Source organism: Acinetobacter sp. YH12099 (genome assembly GCF_013419195.1).
Classification (GTDB): domain Bacteria; phylum Pseudomonadota; class Gammaproteobacteria; order Pseudomonadales; family Moraxellaceae; genus Acinetobacter; species Acinetobacter towneri.
In genome coordinates, this window is sequence record NZ_VPAP01000016.1 from 1 (window position 1) to 26,550 (window position 26,550).

Annotated in this window: 21 protein-coding genes; 3 read left to right on the forward strand and 18 right to left on the reverse strand. The window is 37.8% G+C overall.

Annotation, left to right across the window (positions count from 1 at the left end; translation table 11 throughout):
• Nucleotides 1-193: 193 nt before the first annotated feature.
• Both FTU39_RS10060 and FTU39_RS10065 read left to right on the forward strand, forming a co-directional pair.
• The gene (locus tag FTU39_RS10060) at nt 194-511 is read left to right on the forward strand and encodes a helix-turn-helix domain-containing protein (protein WP_004883943.1); all 318 of its coding nucleotides are present in this window, start codon (nt 194-196) and stop codon (nt 509-511) included.
• Nucleotides 508-1,797: a type II toxin-antitoxin system HipA family toxin gene (locus FTU39_RS10065; RefSeq protein ID WP_180052104.1), complete on the forward strand. Its 1,290-nt coding sequence runs from the start codon at nt 508-510 to the stop codon at nt 1,795-1,797. Before FTU39_RS10060 ends, FTU39_RS10065 begins: the two co-directional genes overlap by 4 nt.
• A 17-nt stretch (nt 1,798-1,814) precedes the next feature.
• Here FTU39_RS10065 and FTU39_RS10070 read toward each other — a convergent pair whose 3' ends face one another.
• Entirely contained in the window at nt 1,815-5,162 is a 3,348-nt protein-coding gene (locus tag FTU39_RS10070; protein ID WP_180052105.1) for a DEAD/DEAH box helicase, read from the reverse strand.
• A gap of 166 nt (nt 5,163-5,328) precedes the next feature.
• Nucleotides 5,329-6,567, reverse strand: a complete 1,239-nt coding sequence (locus tag FTU39_RS10075; RefSeq protein ID WP_180052106.1) for a hypothetical protein — start codon at nt 6,565-6,567, stop codon at nt 5,329-5,331.
• Between the two features lie 214 nt (nt 6,568-6,781).
• Between FTU39_RS10075 and FTU39_RS10080 the strand changes: the two genes are divergently transcribed.
• Nucleotides 6,782-8,152, forward strand: a complete 1,371-nt coding sequence (locus FTU39_RS10080; RefSeq protein WP_180052107.1) for a phosphomannomutase CpsG — start codon at nt 6,782-6,784, stop codon at nt 8,150-8,152.
• Between the two features lie 162 nt (nt 8,153-8,314).
• Here FTU39_RS10080 and FTU39_RS10085 read toward each other — a convergent pair whose 3' ends face one another.
• The 16 genes from FTU39_RS10085 to FTU39_RS10160 all read right to left on the reverse strand — a co-directional run bounded on the left by FTU39_RS10085 (nt 8,315) and on the right by FTU39_RS10160 (nt 26,542).
• Entirely contained in the window at nt 8,315-9,205 is an 891-nt protein-coding gene (locus tag FTU39_RS10085; RefSeq protein ID WP_180052108.1) for a beta-1,6-N-acetylglucosaminyltransferase, read from the reverse strand.
• Between the two features lies 1 nt (nt 9,206).
• Nucleotides 9,207-10,223 (reverse strand): UDP-glucose 4-epimerase GalE, encoded by a 1,017-nt coding sequence (gene galE, locus FTU39_RS10090; RefSeq protein ID WP_180052109.1) that lies wholly within the window; start codon nt 10,221-10,223, stop codon nt 9,207-9,209.
• A complete protein-coding gene (gene pgi / locus FTU39_RS10095; RefSeq protein WP_373686610.1) occupies nt 10,216-11,937 on the reverse strand; it encodes a glucose-6-phosphate isomerase in 1,722 nt (573 codons plus the stop codon). The genes galE and pgi overlap by 8 nt, the downstream gene beginning before the upstream one ends.
• Nucleotides 11,937-13,205, reverse strand: coding sequence for a nucleotide sugar dehydrogenase (locus FTU39_RS10100; RefSeq protein WP_180052110.1), 1,269 nt, complete (start codon nt 13,203-13,205; stop codon nt 11,937-11,939). The genes pgi and FTU39_RS10100 overlap by 1 nt, the downstream gene beginning before the upstream one ends.
• A 502-nt stretch (nt 13,206-13,707) precedes the next feature.
• Complete coding sequence (gene galU, locus FTU39_RS10105; protein WP_180052111.1) at nt 13,708-14,589, reverse strand: UTP--glucose-1-phosphate uridylyltransferase GalU; 882 nt, start codon at nt 14,587-14,589, stop codon at nt 13,708-13,710.
• 88 nt (nt 14,590-14,677) lie between these two features.
• Entirely contained in the window at nt 14,678-16,552 is a 1,875-nt protein-coding gene (locus tag FTU39_RS10110; RefSeq protein ID WP_180052112.1) for a nucleoside-diphosphate sugar epimerase/dehydratase, read from the reverse strand.
• 45 nt (nt 16,553-16,597) lie between these two features.
• Nucleotides 16,598-17,125, reverse strand: a complete 528-nt coding sequence (locus tag FTU39_RS10115; RefSeq protein ID WP_180052113.1) for an acetyltransferase — start codon at nt 17,123-17,125, stop codon at nt 16,598-16,600.
• Nucleotides 17,118-18,131: a glycosyltransferase family 4 protein gene (locus FTU39_RS10120; protein WP_180052114.1), complete on the reverse strand. Its 1,014-nt coding sequence runs from the start codon at nt 18,129-18,131 to the stop codon at nt 17,118-17,120. Before FTU39_RS10120 ends, FTU39_RS10115 begins: the two co-directional genes overlap by 8 nt.
• Before the next feature lie 7 nt (nt 18,132-18,138).
• Complete coding sequence (locus FTU39_RS10125) at nt 18,139-19,077, reverse strand: NAD-dependent epimerase/dehydratase family protein (protein WP_180052115.1); 939 nt, start codon at nt 19,075-19,077, stop codon at nt 18,139-18,141.
• Nucleotides 19,077-20,189: a glycosyltransferase family 4 protein gene (locus FTU39_RS10130; RefSeq protein ID WP_180052116.1), complete on the reverse strand. Its 1,113-nt coding sequence runs from the start codon at nt 20,187-20,189 to the stop codon at nt 19,077-19,079. Before FTU39_RS10130 ends, FTU39_RS10125 begins: the two co-directional genes overlap by 1 nt.
• A gap of 5 nt (nt 20,190-20,194) precedes the next feature.
• Entirely contained in the window at nt 20,195-21,064 is an 870-nt protein-coding gene (locus FTU39_RS10135) for a glycosyltransferase family 2 protein (RefSeq protein WP_180052117.1), read from the reverse strand.
• Complete coding sequence (locus FTU39_RS10140; RefSeq protein WP_180052118.1) at nt 21,065-22,105, reverse strand: EpsG family protein; 1,041 nt, start codon at nt 22,103-22,105, stop codon at nt 21,065-21,067. It lies immediately after the preceding gene.
• Nucleotides 22,106-22,109: 4 nt separating this feature from the next.
• The gene (locus tag FTU39_RS10145) at nt 22,110-23,078 is read right to left on the reverse strand and encodes a glycosyltransferase (protein WP_180052119.1); all 969 of its coding nucleotides are present in this window, start codon (nt 23,076-23,078) and stop codon (nt 22,110-22,112) included.
• On the reverse strand, nt 23,078-23,947 hold the full coding sequence (locus FTU39_RS10150; RefSeq protein ID WP_180052120.1) for a glycosyltransferase: 870 nt from the start codon (nt 23,945-23,947) through the stop codon (nt 23,078-23,080). The genes FTU39_RS10145 and FTU39_RS10150 overlap by 1 nt, the downstream gene beginning before the upstream one ends.
• 2 nt (nt 23,948-23,949) lie before the next feature.
• The gene (locus tag FTU39_RS10155) at nt 23,950-25,125 is read right to left on the reverse strand and encodes a nucleotide sugar dehydrogenase (protein ID WP_180052121.1); all 1,176 of its coding nucleotides are present in this window, start codon (nt 25,123-25,125) and stop codon (nt 23,950-23,952) included.
• A 1-nt stretch (nt 25,126) separates the two neighbouring features.
• On the reverse strand, nt 25,127-26,542 hold the full coding sequence (locus FTU39_RS10160) for an oligosaccharide flippase family protein (RefSeq protein WP_180052122.1): 1,416 nt from the start codon (nt 26,540-26,542) through the stop codon (nt 25,127-25,129).
• Nucleotides 26,543-26,550: the final 8 nt, after the last annotated feature.

Here is a 26,550-nt window from a genome sequence, read left to right on the forward strand (position 1 = left end):
ATCAATCATACAAGATAAAAAAAACTCCAAAACAAAAGATAGTATTAGCTACTACTAAGTGGCTTATGTTAAAAAAGATCAGCTTGCCTAGATCCTAAATATTGATGCCGCGGAGCCTGTTAATAATTTCTGTCATTGCTTCTTAATAAAAAAGCAACTAATATGCTTCTTACACCACCAAAAAGCAATAAATATGTCTACACTAAATAAGTCTTTACTACAGCAAGTCAAAAAAAGACGAACCCTATTGGGTTTAAAGCAAGTTGATATGCAATCACGTACAGGCATTTCAAGACAGCAGTACCAAAAACTGGAAAGTCAAGGCAATCCTCGATTAGATACCTTAGAAATTATTGCGGCAGGACTAAATGCTCAACTGATGCTCATCCCAGATGATAAGGTTCATTTGATTAGACAATTATTGAATGATGAAATTAAAGTCACTATTGAAGATCAAGATGACTTAATGTCTAACCCATGGAAAGGTCTTCTCGGAGGAGAGGAACCATGAATACTGTTGCCGTCCTGAAATTAACATTACATCACGCTGTCGTTGGATACTTGGCAGGATTTCAGAGCGGAAAAAATATTCTGGTTTTTACAGATTCTTTCCGCTCTGATCAGCAACGCCCGACCTTGAGCCTGCTGACTTCCCCCTTGTATCCTCAAGTGGATAAGATTTTAGAAAAGACCTATGTTACACATCAGCGTTTACATCCCTTGCTATCAAACTTGCTACCAGAAGGTGCATTACGCGAACTCATAGCACAAAGCCTCAAAGTACATATAGACAATGAATTTCAGTTATTGGCAGCTTTAGGTCATGATTTACCTGGAGCACTCATTGCGACTCCATTAGATCCAGAAGAAATTCCAGATGAAATAAAATTCAAACTGCAGATCTCTAATCCAGATCAGATCTTAAAGCAAGAGATTCGAACAGATAATAAGTTTTCCTTGGCCGGCGTCCAAATGAAGTTTTCCATGAAAGTCAAAGATGGGCGTTTTACACTAGTCCAGGCAACGGAATCGTCTCTACTCGGGGACTGGATTGTCAAAACTCCTTCTTCCAGGCATGCTTTTGTTCCGCTAAATGAATATTCTATGATGAGCCTTGCCAAAATGGTCGGAATAGATGTCCCTGAGATTCGCTTGGTGGATATGGCACTCTTACAAAACCTTCCACCATTAAATTTACCCCAAGAGCAATATGCTTTTGCAATCAAAAGATTTGATAGACAGAGTACTGCTGATACTACAGAGCTTATTCACATCGAAGACTTTGCTCAGATCTTCGGTGCATATCCACAGCAGAAATACAGCACCACAAATTATGAGCAGATAGGAAAGATCATTTATCAATTTTCAGATAACAAAATTCTTGATATTCAGCAATTTGCCAGCCGCTTACTTGTCAACATTTTGCTCGCCAATGGAGATGCACACTTAAAAAACTGGAGTATGATTTATCAGGACAAAAGAACACCAAGATTATCTTCCGCATACGATATATTGATGACTAGTGTATATATTGAAAATGAGCTTCATTTCGCATTGAATCTTGCCAAAAATAAAGATTGGTATTTAGCTGAGATGAAACACTTTGAAGAATGGGCTGAAAAAGTCGGTGTTCCATGGCGTGTTATTGAAAAACAACTTCACGCGATCATGGACAAAGCACGGTCAGTATGGCCAGTGCTATTACTAGACTTACCTATGATTCCTGCTCATAAAGAAAAATTAAGAGAACATTGGAAAAAATTGCATCCGGACTTTCAGATACTTACAGATGATTAGGGTAATCTGAAACCAAACTAAAATTTCTCAAACAAGTTCATCACGTCATTTTCCGTCAGTTTCGCTTCGCCTTCATGATCTGTACTTAGAATAGAGTGTGCCAGTTCTGCTTTATTTTGCTGTAAGGCAAGAATTTTTTCTTCTATGCTTTTATTAGTAATCAGCTTATAGACAAATACCGGCTTGTCCTGTCCAATCCGCCATGCACGATCTGAAGCTTGATCTTCAGCAGCAGGGTTCCACCATGGATCATAGTGAATGACCGTATCTGCGGCAGTTAGATTCAAACCGACCCCTCCTGCTTTCAGACTGATTAAAAATACCGGCACTTGTCCAGACTGAAACGCTGTAATGACTTCATCTCGCTTTTTGGTCTTTCCAGTCAGCTTCACATAGCCAATTTCTGCGTGATGGAACTGTTGTTCAATCAGTTCCAACATTGAGGTAAACTGAGAGAAGATAAGAATTTTTCGCCCCTCTTCCACCATTGGAACGACCATATCCATCAACTGTTCAAGTTTGGCAGAATGCGCCTGCCCAATTTTCACTGAATCCAGCTTTAGTAAGCTAGGATGGCAGCACACCTGACGTAGCTTCAGTAAGGCATCTAAAATTTGAATTTGACTACGTTTAAAGCCTTTTTCTGCCACAATTTTCTGAATGCTTGCCTGCATCGTGGCACGAACAGCCTCATATAACTTGGATTGCTGGTCATTCATGTCAATATTGACTTCAATCGTGGTTTTTTCAGGCAATTCCTTGGCAACGTCAGTTTTCAAGCGACGTAAAATAAAGGGTTTAATGCGGTTTACCAACTTTTGCCTTAACTGCTGATCACCGCGTTTTTCAATAGGATAGCGGTACTTTTTATTAAAGATTTCTTGTGAATATAAAAATCCTGGCATCAGGAAATAAAATAGTGCCCACAGCTCACCCAAATGATTTTCCATAGGTGTACCGGTTAGACATAGACGATGTCGCGCTGTTAATTGCCGTACTACCTGTGCAGCTTTGGCGCGCGGATTTTTGATATTCTGCGCCTCATCCAAAATGAGTTGATGATATTCATATTGCTTTAGTTGCTCTTCATCTCTCGCCAGAAGCGGATAGGTGGTTAACACAATATCATAGTGCGGAATCTGCTCAAAATACTGATGGCGATCGGGCCCCTGTAGCAGCAATACCTTGAGCTCTGGGGTAAATTTCTCCGCTTCTTTGAACCAGTTATGCATCAGCGATGTGGGTGCAACAATTAAGGCGGGACTATCCTGCAAATATCCAGCCTGCTTTTCCATGAGTAAATGGGCTAAAGTTTGTGCTGTTTTCCCCAAGCCCATATCATCTGCCAGAATCCCGCCATGCTGGGTTTCCCTTAAAAACTGTAACCAGCCTAAGCCCTGCTGCTGGTATAGACGCAACTCCCCCTGAAAACCTTGTGGTGTCGGCAGTTGTTGCTGATAGCCTTGTTTGAATTTATGTACAAATTTCTGCAGGCGATCACTGACCTGCCATGTCATCCCAAGATTATGCTGCAATTCTAATAATTGACTCGCATCATAGCGATCAATACTGCGCTCTTCTTGCTGTAAAATGCTCTGCAGATGCAATAATACCGGCTTAATATCCCTAGCGGATAGCGCCAAATCAGGTTGATCAACTGCAGTTTTCACGGTGAAAATTTGACTGTCATGCAGATGAATAAAAGTCCGCGGATCAAGTAAATCAGGATTTACTCGCACCAAAGCTACGAGCGCATCAAGTAAATTATAAGAATTGCCTGCACTGTCTTGAACCGTCGCCCCGATATTGAACCAGTCCTGCTGGCCTTCAGATTCAGTGATAGAAATATTTAAATTTTCAACATATTGCAGGTTAAAGGGGCTGTTTTCCAGATGCTCTATCTGCCAGCCCATCAACTCAATTTGATTGATGGGCATCAGCTGTTTGATCCAGTCTCCATAGAAAGCAAAAACCATAGAATCGAGACGTTGTTTATCCAGTTTTAATTGCTGGTCATAACTAAGATCTTTCACCCACTTCAGTGATTCGACCAATAGCTGTAAACGCTGGATTGACTGTTGTTCCTGAACTAAGTCCCGAAGCTGTCGCACCATTTTGTCATGCTGCTCACCAATGAAACTGTCACCTGATGTACCTGCTTTAATTCGCCCGCCTGCATAGGAGAATTCAATTTCAGCACAAACAGACTCTTCCCATTTCCAATCAAATTTATCTAAAACACCGAAGCGTAAAATTGGCTGGGGACTACCCTCAAGGACATCAATATGCTGAATAGACTCGGGCTGAGGCAGATTTTTCACGTCTGAATATTGATGAGTCAGTTTCTCAAACTCTGGCAAGAGCATAGATGGAAGATCAGGCATCTGTAAAAAATGGTACAGAAGATTTGCCGTATATTCACCATATAACTGGCCCACCGTGTTCTGTTGAATATCCACATAACACGGTGGCTGGCTCGCGAGAATCTGAATATGAGGATTTGATTTTAAATCGAGTCGAATATCACCATTGACCAATTCAATATTTAAATGCTCAGTCTGTTGTTTAGCCCCTTGTTCCCATCTAAATTCGATGTTGTAGCCTTGTTCTGACCATTGAAGTGCAGCATGGCTCTTTTTTTGCCAGTACACATCGCCACTTTGAATAAAAGATTTGAAATGCTCCAATAAAATTCCGGAGATATCAAGATTGCTTTGATAAAAACGTTCGTCACTGTTTATTTTGGCATAATAATAAATCTGGTTAAATAATTGTCGTTTTTGTTCAGGTAAAGTCAGATGCTTTCTGGTGATATTTTCATATTGGGTATAATAACTTTCCCCCGCAATTGAGCCGTTTTTATTGCGTCTGGCCTTCTGAACATCAACTGTCAATTTCTTTAAGCTGACAGACTGATCTAACAGGTAAATTAAATAATTGTTTGTTTTGACAGATTGCTCTGGTTCAGTCTGTTGTAAATACCGTTTAAAATCATTCAACCAGCGCTGTGCCTGATCATCCCCCCGTAGGCGTTTTGCGATTCCCTGCGGGGATTGAGAGTCAGCATAACGCTGCTGAAATTCCTGGCGATATTCCTGAAAGAATAACCGCGCTAAAGCAGCAGCATGTTTACAGTTATATCCAACCGGACAAGTGCAGTCGTCATCGATTAAACGGTCTTTTTGGGGATTATAGGTAATTGCAGTATCGTAATAATCTGTCCCTTCAATTTGGGCATACATCGTAACCCCGTCTTTTTCCTCAAAGAACTCAATCGTTTCCCTATCAATGCGTTTAGCATAGCTAAGACTGCGCTGAAGAGTTGCTGTACTAAAGCGAGATAGAAAATTGATCAATGAGGACATAATTACCAGACACTAAAAATGTTTATACAATTATAACGGACAAAGGTGTCATTTCAGAATAGTAGCCGAACGGCCCAACCTGAGCATAACTTGGATTCACTCAAAAGGAATATTGTAAATAAAGACTACTTTTTGCATAAACATTCAAAGCCAAACCTCAATATGTCTACATCATCACAGCATGCATTTCCCACACATATTGACTGCGCATCAATTGCTTTAATTGTTTAAGGTCTTGATATTTTTCCAGTATCTCTTGCGCTCGAGCTAATTTTTGTTGAACATGTCGATAGTCTTGCTCATATTTTCGATACAAATCCTGCACTTTAATTTTACGGTTAGAATATAAAAACTGACTCCAATTAAAAGAGTAAATAATGTCATCTACTTGCATTTGCAAAGTTTCTAACTGTTCTTCTAAAAGCAGGTTATACGCTTTTAATTGTTGATTGGCGAAAGACAAATTATGCTGCTGACCCAACTGAATTTGCAAATTTAACAATGTCAATAAATCATTGGCTTCATAAGCCTGATTGGCTTGCTGCATCAATACGGTTTTTTCTTGTTTTTTCTGCTCATCTTGCTCACGATCTGGGTGAATCCACGCTGTAATTTTTAAGTAAATCGTTTTGATGGATTGATTTGCCAGTTTCTTTGCTTCTTCACGCTGTTGCTGTTTTTTTGCTGCTTTGGCTTTTTCACGGGCAATTTGCTGTTCGGCAAAAGCTTTTTGCGCACTACTCAACTGACTTAAAAAATCCAGCTCCTCTTGTTCTTGCATTTTTTGTTCAAATTTTTTTATAAAGTCATCTAAATCTAATGGATCATGCTGAAAATCAAAAAAATCTAGATCTAGGTCATATTCTTCACAAAGAAAATGCTTCAAACTTTCTAGCTTGAGCTGTGCCAAGCGCTCTTGTTCAGACTCATCATGTTCAAAACTATTTTGTTCACATTGTTCAACATTTTCGTCTTCTGACTCTGTTGCTGTTTTAGCTTCAGATCTTAAATCCACATCATCTGTGTCTAGCAATTCAATATGATGCCCATAACTGTTCAGCAATTCTGTTAAAAACTGAACTTGTTCGGTAGACATCTGCTGCGAATCCAAAAGTTGTAAACTGAGTTGCTCAATTTTTTGATCCAGCTTAGTTTGCTGGGCTGCCGTCACTTTTTGTTGTTTTTGCTGAAGCAATTGTTGAATTTGCTGAAATATAACTTCACGCAATTGCGCATAAGTCGGTAAAATTTCACGGCTGGCACGTGCCTGAATATCGGCTTGTGCGGTCTGCCATTCATTCAAACGTAGCTGTTCCTGCTCAATTTTTTGGCATAATTTCTGAAATTTTTTCTGTGGCGCAGAAAGTTTCTGCTCTGGCTCTAAAGTACTTTTCTGTAATTCCATCTTCAATCATATCGAACACATAAGTCTGAGCCGTATTTTAACCAACTTCTTACTCAAGAAAAAACACCCTTGCCCATCACCACATCTTTTCTCATCCATAGTCTTTGATCTGAAACATCTTCAAGCAATTCATCTTCTATTCTGTACAGCACATTGCACATAGTTCGATTATCATAGGCAGCAATACTATTTTTCCAAATATTCAGGACAATACATGAGCACATTAACCTGTTTTAAAGCCTATGACATTCGCGGAAAATTGGGCACAGAACTCAATGAAGAGATTGCCTATAAAATTGGTCGTGCTTACGGACAAATTTACCAACCCAAAACCGTTGCGATTGGCTGCGATATTCGCCTTAGCAGCGAAGGCTTAAAGCAAGCCACCATTCGTGGTTTAAATGATGCAGGGGTCAATGTACTAGATTTGGGCATGACAGGCACAGAAGAAGTCTATTTCGCAGCTTTTCATTTAGACGTGCAAGGTGGCATTGAAGTGACTGCCAGCCATAACCCCATGGACTACAACGGCATGAAACTGGTACGTGAAAATGCACGTCCGATTAGTGCCGATACCGGCCTAAAAGACATTCAGGCTTTGGCAGAATCGGGCGAATTTACCCCAGTTGAGCACAAAGGTAGCACTCAAAGCTACAATATTTTGCCTCAATTTATTGACCATTTAATGACTTATATCGAGCCTAGCAAAATTCGCCCAATGAAACTGGTCATGAATGCAGGCAATGGCGCTGCAGGACATGTGGTCGATGCAATTGAGCAAAAATTTAAAGCCCTGAATATCCCTGTTGAGTTTGTCAAAATTCATAATGATGCCGATGGCACCTTCCCCAATGGTATCCCCAATCCAATTTTAGTGGAAAACCGTGATAGTACCCGCAATGCCGTATTAGAGTATCAAGCCGACATGGGCATTGCGTGGGATGGTGACTTTGATCGCTGTTTCTTGTTCGATGAAAAAGGCCAGTTTATTGAAGGCTATTATATTGTTGGCTTATTGGCACAGGCGTTTTTGCTCAAACAAGCAGGCGAAAAAATTGTGCATGACCCACGTTTAGTCTGGAATACCTTTGATGTGGTCGCTCAATATCAGGGTGAAGCGATTCAATCTAAATCTGGGCATGCCTTTATTAAAGATGTAATGCGTGAACACAATGCTGTTTACGGCGGTGAAATGAGTGCACACCACTATTTCCGTGACTTTGCATATTGTGATAGCGGCATGATTCCATGGTTACTGGCGATTGCGGTGCTGTCTGAAACCGGTCAATCCTTATCGAGTCTGGTGGAAGAGATGATTGCCAAGTTCCCCTGTTCAGGCGAAATTAATTTTAAAGTGGCGGATACCCAAGCCACCATTCAAAAGATTTTTGAGCATTATGCTAGCCTAAATCCAGCCATTGACCAGACTGATGGCGTAAGTCTGGATTTTGGCGCATGGCGTTTTAATGTACGTGCCTCCAATACCGAACCGTTATTGCGCTTGAATATTGAAAGCCGCCGTGACCAGCAACCAAAAGCAATGCAGGACTATATAAATGAGCTAACTCTATTGATTGAGACTTAATATTATAAATAGAAAGGGCTTTGTTGCATAAATATGTAAGCATCTGATTTAAATAAATTTAATTTTGGATCAAAAAATAATCAAAACCTTTAAAATCATATAGTTATGAAATCTTTGTGCAACAAAGCCAATAGAAAGAGTCCTTTAAAGGACTCTTTCTATTTATAATAAAAAAAATTCAAATTCTTTTTGATCTATATTTGACTTTACTTTTCGTGCAAATAGCATTTCTGATTGCTTCATTTTAATAAAATCTGAATTATCTAATTCTCTTGGAAAACTTGGGCCACTGACCCAATCTATATAACGCATTCCTCTTTCGCAATCAGGAATATTATTTTCTATATTATAAACCTTATAGCGAAATAGTGAATTAAAAATTATTGTCTGGAAAAAAACCTCATCACCACACAAAGAGTATTTAAATGAATTCAAATATTTAGGATTCTTTTCAACATAATCTAAAATATAATCTACAGCCTCATGTGTTAAGGTGAACCATTGTGAGCCCTTATATAAAGTAGGTAAATGAGAGATATCCAATGTCCTAAAATATTTTGCATATAAAATAAATATTTTTCGACATAATTTCCCCATAATAGAATGATCTTTATTATAAAAGTACGAAGGATATTTTATAGCTAAACGTTGTTGAGCATTATGAACTGGGTTATAGCCAATAAATTCAATTCTATTAGAATATGCTATATTTAAAAAACTCTCACGTGATTTATTCGAAGAGAGAGGGATATCATCACCAGAGATTAAAGAAAAATACTTATAATTATATCTTTGGGCTAATCTTAACAGCAAAAGCATAACTTCAATTTGACTTACTCCCCCCCATCGGACATCTATACGTTTTTTCTCTGGGACATACAATAAGTTTGGATGGTTACCTAATTTTTTTTTAATCCGAATCACTTCATTATTTGGAGTCTTATTGTCTATATGTAAAATTATTATGCTCAAAGGACTTTTTAAGAGAGTGTGTATAGTAAAAATTAATGGTTCTGTCAATTTATGACATATTACAGCATAAATATAATTCATTCTATTTATATCCTTTTGGATTCTGTTTTTGCCAGTTCCAGCTATCGGCCAGCATATCTTCCAGACCATACTGCGGTTGCCAGCCTAACTCGGCAATAGCACGCCGATTGTCTGCAAAAGAAGTCGCTACATCGCCCGCCCGACGCGGTGCCAGTTCAAATGGAATCTCTACCCCATTGACCTGTTCAAAGGTATTTTTCACCTGCAACACGGAAATCCCGTTTCCAGTTCCAATATTCCAGGCGCGACAGCCCTGTGCATTTAAACGGTTATTCAGTGCACATAAGTGTGCATTGGCCAAGTCCACCACATGGATATAATCGCGGACGCCTGTGCCATCGACGGTATCATAATCACTGCCAAAGATTGAAAGTTTTTCACGACGACCGACAGCCACTTGGGTCACATAAGGCATCAGGTTGTTTGGAATCCCTTGCGGATCTTCACCAATCTGGCCACTTTTATGCGCACCGACCGGGTTAAAATAGCGCAATAAGGCAATTGACCAGCGCTCATCAGCAATCGCCAGTTTTTCCAATAACTGTTCAATAATCAGTTTGGTATAGCCATAATTGTTGCTTGGCATCCCGGTGGGCATTTCTTCATTTAAAGGAGAGGTATTGGCTTCATCATACACTGTTGCAGACGAGCTAAAGACCAGTTTAAACACCCCTGCGCGTTGCATCGCCTGCGCCAGACTGATAGATCCGGCAATATTATGCTCAAAATAAGCCAGTGGAATTTGCTGACTTTCCCCCACTGCTTTGAGTCCTGCGAAATGAATCACTGCATCAATTGCATGTTCAGCAAATACGTTATCTAAAGCTGCAGCATCACGGATATCGCCCTGAATAAAATGCAGGGGTTTAGCTGTCAATTGTTGCACCCGCGCCAATGACTCGGCCGAGCTATTAGATAAATTATCTAGCACCACCACGCTGTGCCCTGCATTCAGCAACTCGACACAGGTATGTGAACCGATATAGCCGGCACCGCCTGTTACTAAAACATTAGCCATCTATTTTTCCTAATAAAATTTTTAATAAACCTTGGGTCGATGCATCGAGTGCCGATAAATCCTGTTGCTGCCCATTTAAAATCGGCAAGAGCTGATTGGCAATTTCCTTGCCTTTTTCTACGCCCCATTGGTCAAAGGGATTGATATTCCACAGCACCGATTGTACAAAGACTTTGTGTTCATACAAAGCAATCAACATGCCCAAACTATACGGATTGAGTTCTTGCAATAAAATACTGCTACTTGGCTGATTACCACTGTACTGCTTATACGCCGCTAAGCCATCTAATTCATGCTGATCTAAGGCCTGATTGCCAAAGGCCAAAAGCCGCGATTGTGCCAAACAGTTGGACAAGGCCAAATGATGCTGCTCTACCAAAGCCTCAGCATTTTCCGCATAGGTAAATTGATTGGCATTATAACGCTGCACAGGGGCAATAAAATCACAGCTGACCGCATGCGTGCCTTGATGCAACAATTGATAGAATGCATGCTGGGCATTCGGCCCGACCTCACCCCAAACAATCGGGCAAGTATCGACGCTCACCGCCTCGCCATTACGCTGAATCGACTTGCCATTCGATTCCATTTCTAATTGCTGTAAATACGAAGCGAAGTATTTTAAACGTCCATCATAAGGCAAGACCGCATGAGTCTGAATATTTAGGAAATTATTATTCCACACCCCCAGCAAGCCCATCAGCACTGGGATGTTCTGATCAAATGCAGCATTTTGAAAATGCTGATCAACCGCATGTGCACCTGCTAAAAACCGCTGAAAACCCGCAACGCCAATGGTCAGGGCAATCGGTAAGCCAATACACGACCATAACGAATAGCGACCACCCACCCAATCCCAAAGCAAGAGCTGATTGTCAGAGCAAATGCCCCAAGCGGTCATTTTATCGGCTTTGGTGGATACCCCAATAAAGTGATGTTTCAGAATTTGCGTGTGTGTGCCCAAGGCCTTTTCTAGCCATTGTTTCACCGTTTGTGCATTGGATAAGGTATCAATAGTGCCAAAAGACTTGGACGAAATAATAAATAAAGTAGTTTCAGGACGCAGACGATGCAGCAATTCAGATAACTGGCTGCCATCCATGGTGGACACAAAATGTACATTCAGTGGTTTTTCTGTCGCCACTTTAAAATCAGATAAGGCTTGAGTCACCATCAACGGGCCTAAATCTGAGCCACCCACACCAATATTGACCACATTCTGAATCACTTCACCCGTGGCACCACGGTATTGGCCTGCATGGATTTTTTCCACCAAGGCATACATACGCTCAAGCTGGGTATGCACTTGCTCAGTCAATGCAGCGTAGGCATCGGTCTGTTCGGAAGCGCTTGCTGCTGTGCTAGTCGCAGGCAAACGCAAGGCCCAATGCATCGCATCGCGCTGTTCGGTATAGTTGATTTTCTCTGAGCCTGTTGCCGTTGAAAATAAACGTTGAATCCACTCAGCAAGCTGACTCTGCTGTGCAAACTGAACCAGGGTCTGCAACACCTTGGCATCAATCCGATGCTTGCTATAGTCAAACAGCACACTGTCCAAAGCCACCGAGAAACGCTGAAAACGCTGCGGATCTTGAGCAAACAGCTGATTTAAATGCAGCTGCTGAAACTGCTGCTGCAATTGTTTTAACTGCGACAAGGCATTGTCATTTGGAGAGATCGAGCTTTGCGTCTGTGGCATTGTGCTACGAATCATTAGCGACCGACTCCCATATAGGCAAAACCTTGTGCTTTCACAAATTCAGGATCATAAATATTACGACCATCCAAAATCAGCGGATGCTGCATCTGCTGCAACAAAGTCGGATAATCCAAACTCCAATATTGTTTCCACGCGGTCAGCACACACAATGCCGATACACCTTCGACGGCTTGATATTGGTCTGTACATAAAATTAGATCATCACGCTGACCATACTGTGCCACAATTTCAGGCAATGCTTGTGGGTCATGCAATTTGACCGTCACACCCTGCGCCCACAACGCAGGCAACATCACATGAATGGGAGAATGTTGCACCCGTGCAGTATTTTCTTTAAAAGCCGCGCCCCAAATCGCCACGGTTTTACCGTTTAAATCGCCCTGATAATAATTCCAAAGCTTTCTAAACAAGAGTTCTTTTTGTTGTTCATTAATGTCCCAGACCTGCGCCAACAGCTGACTTTTCACCCCTGTGGTGGATACGGTACTGGCAAGGGTCAAAATATCATGACTAAAGTTTTCACCACCAAACCCCGCACCAGGATACATATATGATGCACCAATACGGCTATCTGCCGCCATGCCTTGACGTACATGCTCAATATCAATCCCGAGTTTTTCTGCCACCACCGCCAAGTCATTGATATAACTGATACGGGTTGCCAACATGCCTGAAATACTTAGTTTGGTAAATTCTGCATCCAACACGGGCATAAACAGGTATTGCTGTGCACGTGGAAATAAGGGGCGAAGTAATTCTTTGAGTTTGACTTGCGCACGTTCATTTTCACAACCCACCGTGAGTTGCTGTGCGCGGGTCATACTTTGAATGGCATTGCCCTCTTGAATCATGTCGGGCAAATACATCCAGTCATCTTGTGGCAAGATTTTTTGCAGGCGCTGTGTACCATTTAAACCCAAAGTCGAGGCATTGATCATCAATTTAGGGTGAATGATCGGACGTTGTTGCAACTGCCCCAAAACGGTTAAGGCGTGAGCTTCTTCAGTCGGGTTCAAACTGAGTAGATACACATCCACATCTAAAGGTAATGCAGCAAAATCACAATAGTGTAAAAAGCCTTTGCTGCATTGTTGTTGTAATAACAGACTCAAGGCTTGGTCTTGAAAGCTGAGATGTTGCTGTTCGAGTGGATGGGCTGCGTCTTGAAAGATATCGCACCAATAGACTTGATGCCCACATTCTGCCAAGAGTGCAGACATCACGCCTGCATAGAGGGTTTTACCAAAGACTGCGACTTTCAAAATGTGTTCCTATGTATTGGTTGATGCTGTTTATTTCATGGGGTTACTCTCTTGATTCAAGAGAGATTAGGAAAGATTTTTACATTTCATCCTTTCCTACATCATATATAAATTAACTTTTCAGGTCTTTTAATCCCCCTCAATCCCCCTTTGAAAATGGGGAAGTTCACACTAGCAAAGGCTTTATAATGGATGTTCCACCATGAGCAAGAATTTAAGCACTGCTTTAAATTTTCGCATATAAAATCAATTTTATAATGAGCACCCCTCTCTTTTTTAAAGAGAGGTTGGGAGAGATTTTCAACATTGGAAGTTTTCACCATATTTGGCTCTCCTTTTTTTAATCCCCCTCAATCCCCCTTTGAAAAGGGGGAGGTTCGCACAAGCAAGGGCTTTGTAATGGGATGTTCCTCCCTGAGCAAGAATTTAAGCACTGCTTTAAATTCTTGCGTAAGAAGGGAGGCTAGGAGAGATTTTCTAATCTTTCCCCCCTTAATCACCTTTAAGATTCAATCTTTAACTCTTGAATCAAGGCTTTAAAATCATCGCCTAATTTTGGATGATCGACGCCATAATGCAACACTGCTTTTAAATAACCCAACTTGCTGCCACAGTCAAAAGTCTGACCTTGCATACGGTAAGCTTCCACCACACTATTTTGTTGCAACATGGCAATCGCATCAGTCAATTGAATTTCATTACCCGCCCCTTTAGGGGTGTTTTCGAGCAAAATCATAATTTCTGCAGGCAAAACGTAACGCCCCACCACCGATAAATTAGAAGGTGCCATGCCTACTGCAGGTTTTTCGACAATGCCCTGCATCACGGTACTTTCACCTTCAGCAGGTGCTGTGGCTACATCGACAATACCGTATTGATCAACCAGATGATCTGGTACTGCTTCGACCATAATCTGTGCGGCATGGCTTTGCTCAAAACGCTGAATCATACGCGCCAAGTCATTTTGTGCCGCATCATCTTTAACCAATACATCGGGTAACAGCACTGCAAAGGCGTCATTGCCCACTACAGATTTAGCACATAAAACCGCATGCCCTAAACCTAAAGGTTGTGGCTGACGTACACTCACGACACTGACATGGGCAGGTAAAATTTCGGTAATTTCTTTGAGCAAATCCATTTTTTGTTTTTGTTCCAAAGTGGTTTCTAGCTCAAAGTTACGGTCAAAGTAGTTTTCAATGGAGGCTTTAGAGGAATGGGTCACCAAAATAATTTGCTCAATCCCTGCTGCAACTGCCTCGCGCACTACATATTCAATCGCAGGACGATCGACCACGGTCACCATTTCTTTAGGGATAGATTTACTGGCAGGTAAAAAGCGGGTGCCTAAACCAGCAACGGGTAAAATGGCTTTTTTAATCATCTTAGATACCTAATTTCACACAAATTTTTTAGTTAAATTTTACTCATCAACAAGTTGAACTGACTTACTTCAACTTAGTTTTTGAAATTTAGTTCACCTTAATTTCTGTACCACGGACATAACCATCCACATAGTGTTCAAGCTGTGCTAAAGCCCAGTCGATATCACTTTGAATTGCGGTTAAGTCATGCATACGCTCAAACACCATCAGCAATTCATCCAACGGATACATTTTTTCATAAGAACGTAAAATACGACTGTGCTGGGTCACTTCGGTATTATCGGCATCAATCAACAATTCTTCGTAAAGTTTTTCGCCTGGGCGTAAGCCTGAATATTGAATTTCAATATCCCCTTCCTGACTGCCTGTTTCTCGTACTTTTAAACCACTCAGTGCGATCATTTGACGAGCCAAGTCCTGAATGCGTACAGGTTCCCCCATATCCAACAGGAATACATCGCCCCCCTGACCTAAAGCACCCGCCTGAATCACCAATTGCGAGGCTTCTGGAATGGTCATAAAGTAACGGGTGACTTCAGGATGAGTCACGGTAATAGGCCCACCTTTGGCAATTTGCTGTTTAAACAACGGCACCACCGAACCCGATGAACCCAAAACATTCCCAAAACGGACAATGCTGATTTGGGTCTGATCTTGCGCTTCTGCCATCGCCTGACAATACAATTCTGCCATACGTTTAGACGCCCCCATGACATTGGTTGGACGCACGGCTTTATCGGTAGAAATGAGTACAAAGGTTTCCACACCTGTTTTGACCGCTGCATTTAAGCTAAATGCCGTACCAATGGCGTTGTTTTTCAAACCTGCCAAAGGGTTACATTCTACCAAGGGCACGTGTTTGTAAGCAGCCGCATGGTACACGGTTTGAACCCTATACTGCTCCATCACTCGTTCCAGTTTGGCCTGATCCAACACTGAACCTAAAATCGGGATAATCGTGACATCACTGTTTAAGCGTAGTTCTTTGTCAATGCTATACAAAGCAAATTCGGTCAATTCATAAATCACCAATGCTTTGGGTTTATTTTTAACAATTTGGCGACACAGTTCAGAACCAATGGAACCACCCGCGCCTGTGACCAAGACCATTTTGTTTTGAATATTTTTAGCCAACAGTTCGGGTACAGGCGGCACAGGATCACGCCCAAGCAAGTCAATAATATCGACTTCCTGAATATCCGATACGCGAATTTCACCATCGACCAGTTTGGTCAGTCCTGGAATTTCGGTAATTTTAATATGTGCAGGCTCTAAGAATTTGACGATCTCACTTTTACGCATCCGTCCTACAGAAGGCAGTGCAATCAAAATTTCATCGACATTTTTTTTAGCCAGAAATTTTAATGCGCTGTCTGCGTCATAAACTCTTAAACGTCCCAACTGCTGCCCAGTGAGTGACGGATCATCATCAATAAACAACACGGGTAAGTGTTCATCGGAATTGTATAGTGCTGCTGCAATTTGCTGTCCTGCATTGCCTGCGCCATAAATCGCCACACGTTTTTTTTGTACATCGGCTTGTAAATAAGAACGCACGATAAAGCGAATAAAGCCACGGCTAAACCAAACCCATGCGAACATGAGAAATCCGAACATGAGCGGAATAGAGGTGGGAATAAAGGCATCGGTAAAGTAAGCCAAAGCATACAACCCAGCCACAGTCAAAGAGGTGCCTAGCCCCAATTTGACCATAAACAGTTCGCTGTAGGTGCGCACAATAAAGCGATACACCCCAAAAATAAACAGCGATATAACTGCAATCACACTCACCCATACCGAACCAAAAGCCAAATTGGGTACAACTTCTGCCCCCAAATCAAACTGGCGGATGGCATAACATAGCCACAGCAATACAGGAAATACACAAAAGTCCAGCACCATTAAAAATGCAAGTTTGACTAGGCGGGGGGATTCAACAGCAGGTTCGATAATGGATTTCATAAATATACAATTATTAATATTTGAATTTTAAAACACCGTATTACTTTAATGCAGAATACAGGTTCCAACCTCTAAAAATGAATGTGCGGCGATAGTTTGACCACCTGCGACTTTTACCCCCACGCTTAAATGAGCAAATTCTTCAATGACCACGTCATGATCTAATAATGTACCAATATTCAATATTACACCATCATTGATCACAGTTTTACGACTAATGATACACCCTGCCATCACACTCACCCCTAGACCGATATCAGCTGTTGGACTCACAACTGTTTTAGGATGAATCACCGAAGTCAATTCTATACCCAAGGCTCGTAAGGTCTGTTGCCATTGCTGCCGTAATGTATTACTGCCTACTGCCACAATCGCTTGAAGCTGCGTATTCTGCAATTGATTTAAATTGGCAATATTTGTCACAATATTATATTCCGCCACATGCTGTGTTGCAGGCCAACGGTCATCGGCAAACATAATCTCTTGCCATTGTCCACTCAGTTCTGCAGCTTCTGCAACGGCCAAACCGTAACCCCCTGCACCTAAAATTAACAAGCTGGGTTTATTAAGCATCTGGATGACCTGCCTTGAATTTTATAGCCACAATTAACAATGGTACATAGGCAATCAGTACTGCCAACTCAGGGTACGCCCATGCTTGTGTAACCGTCATATAAGCGATAGGAAATAACCACAATAGATTAATTGCGGCAACTGCCAACGTCACGGGGGTATGACTCCCGCATTTACGCGATAAAATTTGATAGCTATGGCTTCGATGCGCATCATACATTTTATAACCGCTCAATACGCGTTTTATGAGGGTATAAGTCGCATCGACCACAAACACACCTAAGCAAATGATCCACGCACAAAATAGTGCCAAGTTTTCTTTGAGGGCGATGAGCGCCAAAATACCCAAAGTGAGGCCGAGAAATCCGCTACAGGCATCGCCCATGAAAATTTTAGCCTTGGGAAAGTTCCACAGTAAAAAGCCAAATACACAGGCTGCCAATAACCAGAGTATGTCTGAGTTTAATGTTGTATTCAGTACATAATACAAAATGGCCATACTAACAACAGTGGTAATTGCTTCGACACTGGCAATGCCATTAATCCCATCCATAAAGTTGTACAGATTCAGCAACCACACCAAAAATAATACTGCAATGATATTTGCAATAAAGCCAAGTTGCAGACCATTAAAAGCTGTAACTTCGCTAAAGCCACCCAAGCTGATCACCACGCCAATGGCTACCAAGAAATGTACGGCTAAACGCAGCATGGAGTTAATATGTCCATGGTCATCTAAAAAACCAAGTAAAGCGATGACAAAACCCGCTGCCATAAGAGTTAAGCCAATATGTAGTGTCAATTGTTGGCTATAGATTAACACCGCCAGTGCCAATAAGTAGCTACACACCACTGCAACACCACCTCCACGTGGCGTAGGTACATTATGCGAACTACGTTCATTGGGGTTGTCTATTATATTTTTCTTGAGAGCGTAAGCTCGCATGTAGCCTGTGAATAATAATGTCATTATAAAAAATACGATGCTCAGCGCAAAAATTGACATGCGTAAATTACTCTTTCATTTTTAAATAATTTTGACCCGCTTGCAGCATCGCTTGCTGGGTACTCAATGGCGCTGTCCAACCCAACAACTTCTGAGCTTTGGTCGTATCAACTTCAAGTGACTCAAACAACTGTTCATAGAGTTTGGATTTGCCAATACATGCAGCCCCTAGTTTCATAAGAGGCTGTGGAATATAAATAAAATATGCTTTTTTTCCGATGCCCTGTTTTAAATATTGCACCAACTCACGTATCGAAATACTGGTTTGATCTGCCACTAAAAAGGTTTGATTGGCTGCATTTGGATGTTCAATACAGGTTTGAATAAAGTCTACCAAGTTTTCTAGTGCGACAAAGGTGCGTTTATTGTTTGTGCCTGCAAAAGGTAAAGGTAAATTGCTCGCAACTAGTTTGAGTAACCGAGCAAAGTTACCTGGTGCATGAGCAGCATAAACTAAGGGTGGACGAATAATAACTAATTCTGTGGCTGTTCCCGCAAATAGTTTTTTAAGTTCATGTTCGGCTTCGAGTTTAGAAACCGCATAATCTGCATGAGGTTGTGGTAAAGCATCTTCTGTAAATGGTTGCTGCAGCGTCACTGAACCATTTACACCGATAGAACTCATAAATATAAAGCGCTTTACTTTTTTTTCTAAAGCCTGGCGCGCCAGTTGCAAAGTGCCCTCAACATTGACTTTGCGAAACTCAGTTAATGGGTCTGTGGTTTGATCATTTAGAATATGAGCACGACCTGCTAAATGAATAATGACGTCTATATTTTCAGGTAAGTCTGCTGCAAAAATATTAGCAGCAACAAGTTGTTGGATATTTGCAGAAAGTACATGATTCTGAGTGCGGACTAAAGCAATCGCGTCATACACACTACTCACCCGTTCAGTCAGAGCTGTACCTACAAATCCTGCTGCACCTGTGATTAAAACTCTCATTATTTTAAAGACCGCTTTGATAATACTTGAGTATAGACATCCAATGTTTTATGCAGCATCGTATTAAAACTAAATTTAGTTTCATATAGGTATCGACTGTTTGAACCTAATTGTTGACGCAAGTTCTTATTCATAATAAGTTCTGTAAGCGATTGAACTAAAATATCTATATTTCCTTTGGGAATAAGATATCCATTTTCAGAACTCACACTTTCATTTACACCACCTACATCAGAGGAAATAATAGGTAGAGATGCACTCATGGCCTCCAGTATAGTTAAAGGAAAGCCTTCATAATTTGAAATTAATATGAAAATATCAGCCTGATTCAAAAACTCTTTGACTTTAAAACTTTGTCCATGAAAAATAATTTTTGAATCCAGTTCTTCATTTTTAGCCAATTCTTGGCATTTTTCAAGATTTGGCCCATCACCTAAAAAATCAACTTGCCAGTTTAAGTGTTTAGGTAATTTTGAAAGAGCACGTATAAGAAAGTATTGATCTTTGGGATCCTCAAAACGTGCAACCATAATCAACTTAACTCTAAAATTAGTTTTTTTAATTGCTAAATTTTTGATATCAGGTACACCATTATGAATCGTTTGAACTAATTCTGGTGTTCCAACCTGATACTTAAATCCATGGTATCGATCATATTCTGAAACAGTAATAATATGATCTGAAAGTTTAGCCATAAAACGTTCTAAAGTAGCATATATTTTTTGTTTTTTAGGACTCACACCGTCTGTAAAAGCCCAACCATGAGCTGTAAATACTACAGGTAAGTTTAAGGATTTAGCTGCTAAGCGACCTAATAAACCAGCTTTACTAGAGTGGCAATGCACAATATCAGGATTAAGTTGTTTCAAGTACTTTTTAATTTCCCAAAAACCGAGTACATCGTGTGTTAAAGATACTTCTCTTTTTAGGTGTTTCAATGAACTAAAATTTATATGATTTTTTTTAAGTTCTTCAGTAAAAGTGCCTACTCCGCCTACTAATATATGAACCTGATGACCTTGACTCATCATACCTTTTACTAGCTCAAGCAAATGTATACTTGCACCACCCAGTACATCAGAACGCGTAATAATATAAACAATATTAAACATAGCTACTAATCTGCATGAATGACTTGATTTAAAACTTCTTGTAAATCCTTCTTCAAGATATCAGATTCAAAAGATTTATTTCTTCGATTAGCTAGTTTTTGAAGGTTGCCTGTATAAGACATGATATTCACAACTAGAATTTTTAAGTAAATTTTTACTACTTCTGTATTAAATTTATTACCATAGTAATTAGTATATATCTTCAATGTATCATTATAAGAATTTATAATTTTATCTTTTGAAAGATTACCTTCTTCTCTATAATATAAAAGTAGATCAGGTAAAACAGCTGCATTAAAATCTTTTTTTATTATAGCTCTAGTCCATAATTCAAAATCTTCTGCCCTAGGATACTCTACAGAATATTGATTTCTTTCATACCAAGACTTTCGAGCCATTACTGATGGATGGACTATTGGATAACTCAGACTCAGGCTAGAAAAGTTATCATATAGTTGATTAACACATCTAAATCCTTTTACTTTATTTTTACTATCTATAGAGATAAGTCCACTAGAAACTAAATCATATTTTAGATTCTCTTCTAAAAAACTTAACTGTTTTTCTAGCCTTTGAGGATGCATAACATCATCTGCATCCATACGTGCAATAAAATTACCCTTTGATTCTTTAATTAATTGATTTAGACGATAAGGTAATTTTTTATTTTCACCGTCAGAAATAATACGAATTCTTTTATCTTTGGCTACAAAATCTTGAGCTATTTTTAGCGAATTATCAGTAGACCCATCATTGACTAGGATTAGCTCCCAGTAAGGATAAGTTTGAGCTAATATAGATTTTATTGTATCAGCTAAATAAGCTTCAGCATTATATATTGGAATACCGATTGATATAAAAGTAATATTTTTCACTTAAAAAATCTCAAAAACTGGGTTAACAAGGTAAGGGGTTAAATTACTAAATCTAGTTGTAGTAAGATAGTAAAATATTACCATACACATATAAAAAACATATACAACAAAACTTGTTTTAAATTTTGAAACTAATATAGGAATCAAAAAAATCAACATAGGTGTAAAATAGTTCAACATTCTCTGCGGGCCAGATGGGTTTGTACCAAGTAAAGCAATAGGTATCATAAACAACAACCCACATAAATACACTTGTTCAAAAATCTTATAATTATGATTTAAAAATCTCTCCTTCCTACCTAGGAAATACAATAATAAGCCCAATATAAAGTAAAACATTAATAAAATATAACCTCCACTACTTTCACTTACTTGAGCATATTCTTCGTATCGAGAATTTTGTTCCGCAAAGTAGGAGATCAATATTCCACTAATTAAAAAAGAAGAAAGAAAAGTTATAAGCATTTTATATTCTAATCTAAGTTTCATATGAACCAAAAAGTAGAATGGCAACATAACCCATGCAGACGTATGAAATAGAGAAGCAATAACAATTAATAAAAAATATTTTAATTTATTTTTATTTATAAGATATGGCAATGCTAAAAAACATACTGCCATTGCGATACCTTGACGTAAACCATTAAATAAAAAAGTATAAAACCCAAAAGTAATATAAATAAAAACTGACAAGATATAATTATTAGAAAATCTTTTTATAACAAACAAATAAATTGAAATCACAAACAATGCACTAGTAAAAAATAACCATAAGTAATTATCTGTGATATTCAACAAAGAATATTCAATAAATTGATAACCCAACTCTATCTCTGGATTAAATTCATAGTAATGAGCAGATAATGAATTTCTAAATTTATCAGTATAGACAACTGTATCTGTCCCAACAGAAAAATTACGTATACTAAAAAAAGTAACCAACACAAATAAAGGGAAGAAAACGGCTTTTCGAGAAAAAGACACTTGTTCTATCCAAATCCAAAAAATAACCATAAATAATATAAAAAAATAAGGTAGCATAAAGTTATCTCAAAAAATCCTTTATTCTTTCTAAATTTTTTATACCTAAAAATTTTAGTAAAAAACCCTGTATAATATATTTAATTTTAACAATTATCCGTGTTTTTGTCAGAAAAACTTTTTTAAAATAATTAAAATATTTTAAATTATTAAATTGCAAATCATTATAAAAAACACCTAGTAATTTACTTTCATCTTCACAAAAAAGATTATTATAATAATTTTTCCGAATTTCAAATATTTCTTTTGACTCCTCAAAATCATAATATCCCTTTTTAGAAAAATCCATATAAATATCGAATGCAATTTCTTCACTATATAGTTTTTCTATTACTATTTTTTTATTTGATTTCGTTACACTATTTGAATGTTGTCTATAAAAATACAGATTATCTTGTAGATTGTAAAAATCAAATTTCAAACTAGCGCGCTGCAACCAATTATAATCTGCTGAACCAATACGATTAAATAAAATATCAAAATCCCCTATAACCTCATATATTTCTCTTTTAAATAAACACCCACCCCATACTATAGGCACTATTTTACTATTCATAAAATTAAGAGGATACTCTGGATTACTAATAACACCTACAACCTTACCATTAATTAACAATCCAACATTACAACTAACTAAATCAACATTTTTTTCTACAATTTTATCGATTTGCTTTTGCAATCTATCTTTTGAAGAGTAATCATCTGCATCTTGTAAAGCTATATAATCTCCTTTTGCTTTTTCCAAAAGTCTATTAGTAGTAATTAAATTACCTAAGTTATTAGTATTTTTTAATACTATAATTCTATTATCTGCAAAACTATTTATTTTTTTAAAAGTATTATCTGATGAACCATCGTCACAAATAATTAACTCAAAATTATCATATGTTTGATCCAAAATACTTTGAATTGCCTCTTCGATAGTATCTTCTGCATTATAAGCCGGCATAATGACCGAAATCATATTTTTCATTATATAACCTTCACCCCTAATAATCTTTTAAAATCTAGAATTGACGGCTTAAATAAAAATCTTTTTAAAATTTTATTTTTTTTAATAGTTATATTAGGATAATTAAACAAATGACATTCAAGTAAATTTAATTGCATTAAACTTAAGTTATGTTTTTCACAAAAAAAATTAAAGGCCAATAATATATTACTACATTTTTTTGTGGAAATTCTTTCATGAGGATGACTTATATCTACAATATAACTTTCATTGATTACAAGTTCTGCATAGCATATATTATTTTTCAATAATCTATAAAAACATTCAAAGTCTTGCCATGCGGGCATATCTGAATCAAACAAATTATTTTCCATTAATCTAGTTTCTGTAAAAATCTGATTACCCGTATAAAAAAAATATAGCAAATCATTTGCACTCACTTTCTTTTTAAGAAATATCTTTTTGAAAGTACTTAATGGCTGAGAAATACCTTTTTTAGTTTTTCTTCTATATAAGCTGTATAAAACTTTTGTATTATTATCTTTAGTTTCCCACTTATTCATAAAATGATTTATTCTATTTTCTTCAAAATAATCATCATCATCTAAACCAGTAATAAATTCACCTTTTGCATTTTCGATTGCAATATTTCGACTAACACATGCCCCGCTATTTTTTTCTTTTATAAAATATCGAATGCGTGAATCTTGTTTACTTATTTCTTCCAAGTATTCATGTGTACCATCATTAGAGCAATCATCTACAATAATAATTTCTAAATTTTGATAAGTTTGCTGACGTACAGACTCAACTGCACGTTTTAATAGTTCTACACGATTAAAAGTAGGAATATATACGGTCACTAATGGATTGGACTGCTCTAAACTCATTATCAATTCTCCCCGAACAAATCTCGCGTATAAACTTTACTTGAGACTTGCTCTAATTCTTCACTTACTCTATTGGCAAGAATCACATCCGAACTAGATAAAAACTCGTTTAAATCATTCTGTAAAGTGTAGTGCTCAAATTTTCCCTGTTTTAAAGTAGGTTCATAAATTTGGATTTGAACATTGTACTCCTCTAACTCACGAATAATATCTTGAATAGCCGAATCTCTAAAATTATCAGAACCAGCTTTCATTGTTAGACGGTAAACGCCCACAATATTTGGACGCTTTTTTAAAATCTCTTTTACAATAAATTGTTTACGAGTCTTGTTAGAGTGAATAATTGCCTGAATTAAATTTTGTGGAACATCTTTATAATTGGCTAACAATTGTTTTGTATCTTTTGGTAAACAATATCCGCCATATCCAAATGAAGGGTTATTATAATGCTGACCAATACGTGGATCTAGTCCGACCCCTTGTATAATATCCAAGCTATTCAATTGTTGTTTTGCACAATAAGTATCTAACTCATTAAAATAAGCGACACGCATAGCCAAGTAGGTATTAGAAAATAACTTTACAGCCTCAGCTTCAGTAGCATCCATACATAGAACTGGTGCATTACGTTCCATTGTTGCATTCAAGTACAGCTGTGCGATTTTTTCAGCACGCTGGGACTTTTCACCTACAATAATTCGGGAAGGATATAAATTATCATAAAGCGCTTTTCCTTCACGTAAAAACTCTGGCGCAAAAACAATCTGCTCTGTTTCAAATTTTGCTTTAATTTGCTCTGTATAGCCTACAGGTATAGTAGATTTTATAATAATGGTTGCAGTATTATTTAAAGGTAAAATTTCTGCAATCACACTCTCAATAGAAGATGTATCAAAATAATTGGTTTCAGAATCATAATTTGTTGGGGTGGCGATAATAATATAGTCGGCCTTTTCATAAGCCTCTACCTTATCTATTGTTGCTTTTAAGCTTAATTTTTGTGCAGCAAAAGCTTGTTCAATATAAGTATCTGCAATAGGAGATATCTTTTGATTAATTAAAGCAACACGACTTTTTTCAATGTCTAAACTCGTTACTTCGTGCTGACGAGCAAAGAGTACGGCATTAGATAAACCTACATAACCTGTGCCAACCACACAAATATTATATTTTAACATTTTAACTTACTTCACTACTTAGACTATGACTTGCTTTAAGTTGCAGTATCAACTTATACATTCTAACAGATGAAACTAATAGAATAATAAACCAAGTTATTTTAAAAACCCAATTAAGTTTTTCCTGAAAGATAGCATTTGCAATAGCCAATCCGACAATTAAGAATACGATACAATAAACTTTTTTACGTGGAAAACTTTTCCATGCTATTACAGAAAGCTCAGTTCTTAATACAAAAAACGTTAAAAATGCCAATCCACTGCTAATACTTGCCCCTAATGCACCCAACTTGGGAGTTAAAAGATAGTTAAATAATAGAGCTGAGCAAAAAGCGCTTAAAGAAGCATAAAGGGACAAATATGATTTTCTACTAATCCCAATTCCCACAACAGTTGTTTCAGAAAGTGTATATAACAATGGAGCTACTAATGCTGGCAAAATAATATATTGAACTAAATTATATTGTTCTGGCAAAACCAATGTAATTAAATTTGAAAATAAACCTACTAGAGAAAAAATAAAAACAATAATTATGGTTAAATACCAAGTAATATCATGAATTTTATCTAAATTTTCATTATTTTTAATCCACTTATAGACTGTAGGAGCCCATACGGTTGAAAATATACTTTGTACAATAATCGCAATAGCAGCAAAACTTGTGGCAACTGAATAAATTCCAAGTTCGTTAAAATCTGAAAAAACTTTCAAGAATAAACGATCAATTGAGTTCAACCCCCAAAAGGCAAGTCCACCAACAATTAAAGGCATACCAAATTTAAGTAAAGGTTTTAATTCATTTAAATCGATTTTTATATTATTAATTCCTAGCCATTCATGACGCGTATTCCATGCAAATATAGAACATGCAATAAGTGCTGATAGCACTTGTGCATATAACAAATAAATAAATTCATGATGATTATATATGATTACAAAATTTAACAAGAAAAAAATATTAAAAAATTTTGGCCATATTTGACTCATAGAAAAAAGAAAACCTTTTTCCTGCATTCTTAAAATTAGAGAAAAGAAACGTATTAAATAGTTTGCAATAAATAAAACAATAACTAAAAAGCTGATCAACCAACTTTGTGTATCAAACAATAATTCTGAAAGAAGATAGGGATGAATAATTAATATAAAACTTACTAAAAGTACTAGATATAACCCAGGGAAAGTCGTTTGTTTCCATAATTCTGATTTATTTTCTTTTTCATGATATTCTCTTACATAGGCTTGATCTAAACCTAAACTAAATAGCATTGTAGTAAAACCTAAAACAATCTGTAATAATGCTATCCGACCAATATCCTCAGTGCTAAAAAACCATGCTGTTAAGGGAAGTGTAATAAACCCCAAAAAGGCCCCACCTATAGGACCCACTGCAAAACCAGCAATTTTTCTAACATTCACTAAAATTA